This is a genomic window from Acinetobacter sp. YH16032 (genome assembly GCF_013417345.1).
Lineage (GTDB): Bacteria > Pseudomonadota > Gammaproteobacteria > Pseudomonadales > Moraxellaceae > Acinetobacter.
Map to the genome: position 1 here is coordinate 1 of NZ_VPEE01000074.1, position 4,213 is coordinate 4,213.

The 4,213-nt window shown below is 32.4% G+C and carries 3 protein-coding genes; 2 read left to right on the top strand and 1 reads right to left on the bottom strand.

Features of this window, described 5'->3' with window-relative positions:
* Window positions 1–338 precede the first annotated feature (338 nt).
* Together FTV32_RS15885 and FTV32_RS15890 are read left to right on the top strand one after the other, a co-directional pair.
* Window positions 339–1,583: a type II toxin-antitoxin system RelB/DinJ family antitoxin gene (locus FTV32_RS15885; RefSeq protein WP_179991749.1), complete on the top strand. Its 1,245-nt coding sequence runs from the start codon at window positions 339–341 to the stop codon at window positions 1,581–1,583.
* The gene (locus tag FTV32_RS15890; RefSeq protein ID WP_179995740.1) at window positions 1,583–2,419 is read left to right on the top strand and encodes a DNA adenine methylase; all 837 of its coding nucleotides are present in this window, start codon (window positions 1,583–1,585) and stop codon (window positions 2,417–2,419) included. Before FTV32_RS15885 ends, FTV32_RS15890 begins: the two co-directional genes overlap by 1 nt.
* Here the strand turns inward: FTV32_RS15890 and FTV32_RS15895 are convergent.
* Window positions 2,416–3,690: a phospholipase D family protein gene (locus FTV32_RS15895; protein WP_179995739.1), complete on the bottom strand. Its 1,275-nt coding sequence runs from the start codon at window positions 3,688–3,690 to the stop codon at window positions 2,416–2,418. The two genes, FTV32_RS15890 and FTV32_RS15895, sit on opposite strands and share 4 nt — an antisense overlap.
* Between the last annotated feature and the right edge of the window lie 523 nt (window positions 3,691–4,213).

Below are 4,213 nucleotides of genomic sequence, written 5' to 3' on the forward strand. Positions count from 1 at the left end.
GATTAAGTCGCCCTTATCAGGCTGTACCAAGAGATCTTGCTCGAGCTGACGATACTCTTCATCGCTCACTAGCTCTTTAATTTGCTTGGTAAAAATACTGGTTTCAATGAACAACATAGGTTGAAGTACGTCAATGGCGTATAAGAAGTTTAGCAGTTCTAGAATGAAAAAACGAGAGCAGTAGGCTCTCGTTTCGCATAATCCGTATTATGTTAATTGTAGGAAAACTCAATAATAAGATTGGTGTTTTAATAATCATCCTAGTATTACCAATGCTTCTATATAGAGATTACAGCACTAAATTGTGCTACATTGTATTTCTCTATTGGAGCCCAAAGATGTCCATCAAACCAACCACTACAATCCGTATTGATCTAGATGTTAAAAAAAGTGCTAGCAAAATATTTGATGAAATTGGTATTAGCATGTCCACAGCGATTAATACATTTCTTAAAACTGTTGTTCGTGAGGGAAAGATGCCATTTGATATAAATATCGAGCGTCCAATAGTTCAATTGAAATCTGGAAATGCCACTCTTAATAATGCATTTATTGTTAAAAAAGATGAATTTTACACTCAATATGAAGATGTTTTTGTGGAAATGATGAACCATAGAAGGCATTTCAAGGGAAAAACTATACTTTGTAATTGTGATGATCCATTTGAATCAGCTTTCTTTAGATTCTTTATACTTCATTTCGATGACTTAGAATTAGCGGGTCTAATATCCACTTGCTATTCAGAATCTAGTTTAGCAGGCCAAGAATATCCTCTAAATGGGGGAACTAGTGCCTATAAAGCAGTAGTAAAAGAGGTACCTAACCATAGTTTAGAAAGACCTGATGGTTCTTTAGACTTAGAATCTTTATTTGCTATACCGAGTAACTCTCTTGTACATTTAAATGGTAATGGTGATTTTCGTTCAAAAGAATGTGAAACTCTATTACAAGAAGCAGATATTGTAGTCACTAATCCTCCCTTCAGTCTTTTCCGTGAATATATTAGTTTGCTAATGCAGCATAAAAAAAAGTTTATTATTCTTGGAAATATGAATGCATCAACATGCAAGGAAATATTCCCACTCTTTCGTGATAATAAAATTTGGTATGGTGATTCTATAAGATCAGGAGATCGTAAGTTTTATGTTCCTGATGACTATCCATTAAATGCAAGTAATTGTGGGATAGATGATACAGGGCGCCGCTTTATTAGAGTCAAAGGTGTTCGTTGGTTTACTAATTTAGATACCACTAGACGTCATGAAAATTTAGTTTTAACTAAAGCATATAATTCAAATGATTATCCAAAATATGAAAATTATGATGCCATTGAGGTTAACCGCACTCAAAATATTCCAGTAGATTATGATGGCTTAATGGGTGTACCTATTACATTCCTTGATAAATATAATCCAGATCAATTTGAAATTGTAATGCTTGCTAATGGTAATGCACGTTCCAATGTACCTTCTGATGTTCTTTCACAAGTAAAATACTTACAACACTCTGAGGATAGAGGAGGGGTCGGTATAATCAATGGTCAAAGAGTTTATGCAAGAATTCTAATTCAAAGGAAATGTTGATGAGCTCAATATTACGAGTGCCTTGTTCATATCAAGGTGGTAAACAACGTGTAGCATCTCAAATAGTTGATGTAATTCTAAACTCTTCTACTGACTCCAATACTCAATTCTATGATTTATGTTGTGGTTCAGGTGCAATTTCTATTGAATTAGTTAATCGAGGTATAGATCCAACACGTATCTCTATGCTTGATATTAGTTCTTGGGGGGCTTTTTGGTCAGCTATAGGATCTAATACTTTTAATATGGATGTTTTTGATCAATTTTTAGCAGAGTTACCTAGTAGTCAAAAAGATTTTAAAGAGCATTTATCTACTCTTTCTAAACTACCAATAGATAAACATGAAGTGGAACTTTATCCAATCCTTCAAGCTTGTTCCTTTGGTGGAAAACAAATCTATCGTAAGGAAAAAAATTGGGCAAATGCTTGTTTTAGAGACTATTGGGAACCAACTGAAACAAGTATTCGTCGTAGTCCTGCAAATGCTATGCAACCATCTCCGAATGAATTAAGACGGAGAATAAATACTATTGTAAACAAAATGAGTGGAGTAACTTGTTTCAATATGGATATTATGGAATTACTCAGTATTCCATTTCCTACAAACTCGATTGTTTATGTTGATCCACCATATCAACATACAACAGGATACGCATACAGTTTTGATTTAAACTTTTTCGTTAAGCGATTTCGAGAAATAAATAATGTTCCTTTATTTATTTCTGAAGGAATTCCATTAAGTGAAGATACAATTATGCTTAACTTTGGTGGTGCAAATGGTGGCATTAGCGGAGCTAGAAAAAATAAGCACCAAGAATGGTTAAGCCGTTTTTAAAATAATCCAAATTGCTTAGCATTTTTTGAAGAACCATTCCTACCTAAGATTCGTGAAGATAATTTAAAATTAGCCATTTCTGATTCTGAATATACAGATAAAGAGTAGTAATCTTCACGAATCTTAGTAAAGGTTATTATTTTTTCGACTAAGTAATATCCTTCTTCTTTTGCTCTAAAAGCATCTGTAATTTTTATATTATTAGAGCTTACTCCTTTAATCTGAAGGCGCCACGTACCATTTGCATTATCTCCTGTAGGGAAGAGTATCTCATTGCCAATATAATCAACCCCATCAAACTCTAATGTAATTAGTTTACGTTTATGACTACTTAAAGGATCTACTCCAAAAAAATACACTGTACCTAGCATCAACTTAGAATCATTAAATTCAAAAATAGTTCCTTTCGGATCTCCTCTTTCAACTAAAGATTTCATTGATAAATCTAAAATATTTCTTGATCCACCAGTCATTCGCTTCGTTTCAAACCAAATTGTCTGGATACCAGGTGAGACTGTACCTGTACTAGTAGGTGAGACTGTACCTGTACTGGCAGGTGAGACTGTACCTGTACTAGTAGGTGAGACTGTACCTGTACTAGTAGGTGAGACTGTACCTGTACTAGTAGGTTCTTTCTGTGACTTAACTATTGTTTTTAGTTTAACTTTTGGAATATTTGGAGAGCTAGGACTCCATACTATATGATTTCTAACAGGAACAAAAATTTTCTTACTTTCATCCTCTAGAAAACCATTATTTAGTAAATTATCTAACTGATGCTTACTTTTTAAATGAATACAATCAGCCTTTATGATATTTAAATTCATCATTATTGTTTGTATTAAATCCCAATTAGAATGATTTATATACAATAAAATATTGGCTTCAATATTGGTTTCAAATCCTCCAGAAGTTAGGTTGGAGCTTCCAACACTCAATACTCCTTCCTTTGAAGCTTCTTCATAGAAACAAAAAACTTTAGGATGAAAAATCTGTTGGGGAGTACCAGTATTAACCAAATAAATATCTTGATGTACATTCTTATCTAGAAGATATTCTAAAGCTTGCTTAGACGTTACTCCATTATTTATTCCTATGAAAAATATTATTTTTTTATTGTTTAGAACATTATTACAAATGATATCAGCACCATTTTTTCGCGCAAAAGCAACACTAATGATACCTTCATTATAATTAAAAGAGGCTGTAGCTAATTCATTAACAAAATCAGCGCCATCAAGACGTTGAAAAAAGATTTTTGGTGAAGGCATTTGATTCCATCAATTTTGCTATACTCCTTTTTTAAGTTTAACCCAAATATTAACGAGTAAATTAATGCTTTGCTAAAATTTATCTAATTTAAAAAGATTTTATGTTTTTTCAGCCTTATCCATTTAACATAAAGTTTCTTATACGAAATTTGGTTCAAAAAAAATGCCACTTTAAAGAGGCATTTATCAATTCAGACTATAAATTTTTTTCTCAATTCATCAAAACTTTGACCATAGATGAAATCAAAATCTCTGATCCTAAGATGCCTAAATTTTTCTTCATATTGAACAGAATATAGGGTTACATAAGGATCATCACTAAGATGTACCTCAGTACAATAAGCAAGATCTTGTCTTCCATTATAACTATAGAAGACAAAACTTTCGTATAATTCAAACAAAGCATTCTTAGAAATGAAACTATGATCTGCTTTTAACTGAAAGTTTGAAGTAGAAGAATATATAGGTAACAAAAAAAACTCCCAAAAGCGCTAATATCTGATTTAGGCTCACTTGGACACTT

Coding starts and splice junctions, on each gene's coding strand:
- FTV32_RS15885 (WP_179991749.1), top strand. CDS start 339: ATGTCCATCAAACCAACCACTACAATCCGTATTGATCTAGATGTTAAA.
- FTV32_RS15890 (WP_179995740.1), top strand. CDS start 1,583: ATGAGCTCAATATTACGAGTGCCTTGTTCATATCAAGGTGGTAAACAA.
- FTV32_RS15895 (WP_179995739.1), bottom strand. CDS start 3,690: ATGCCTTCACCAAAAATCTTTTTTCAACGTCTTGATGGCGCTGATTTT.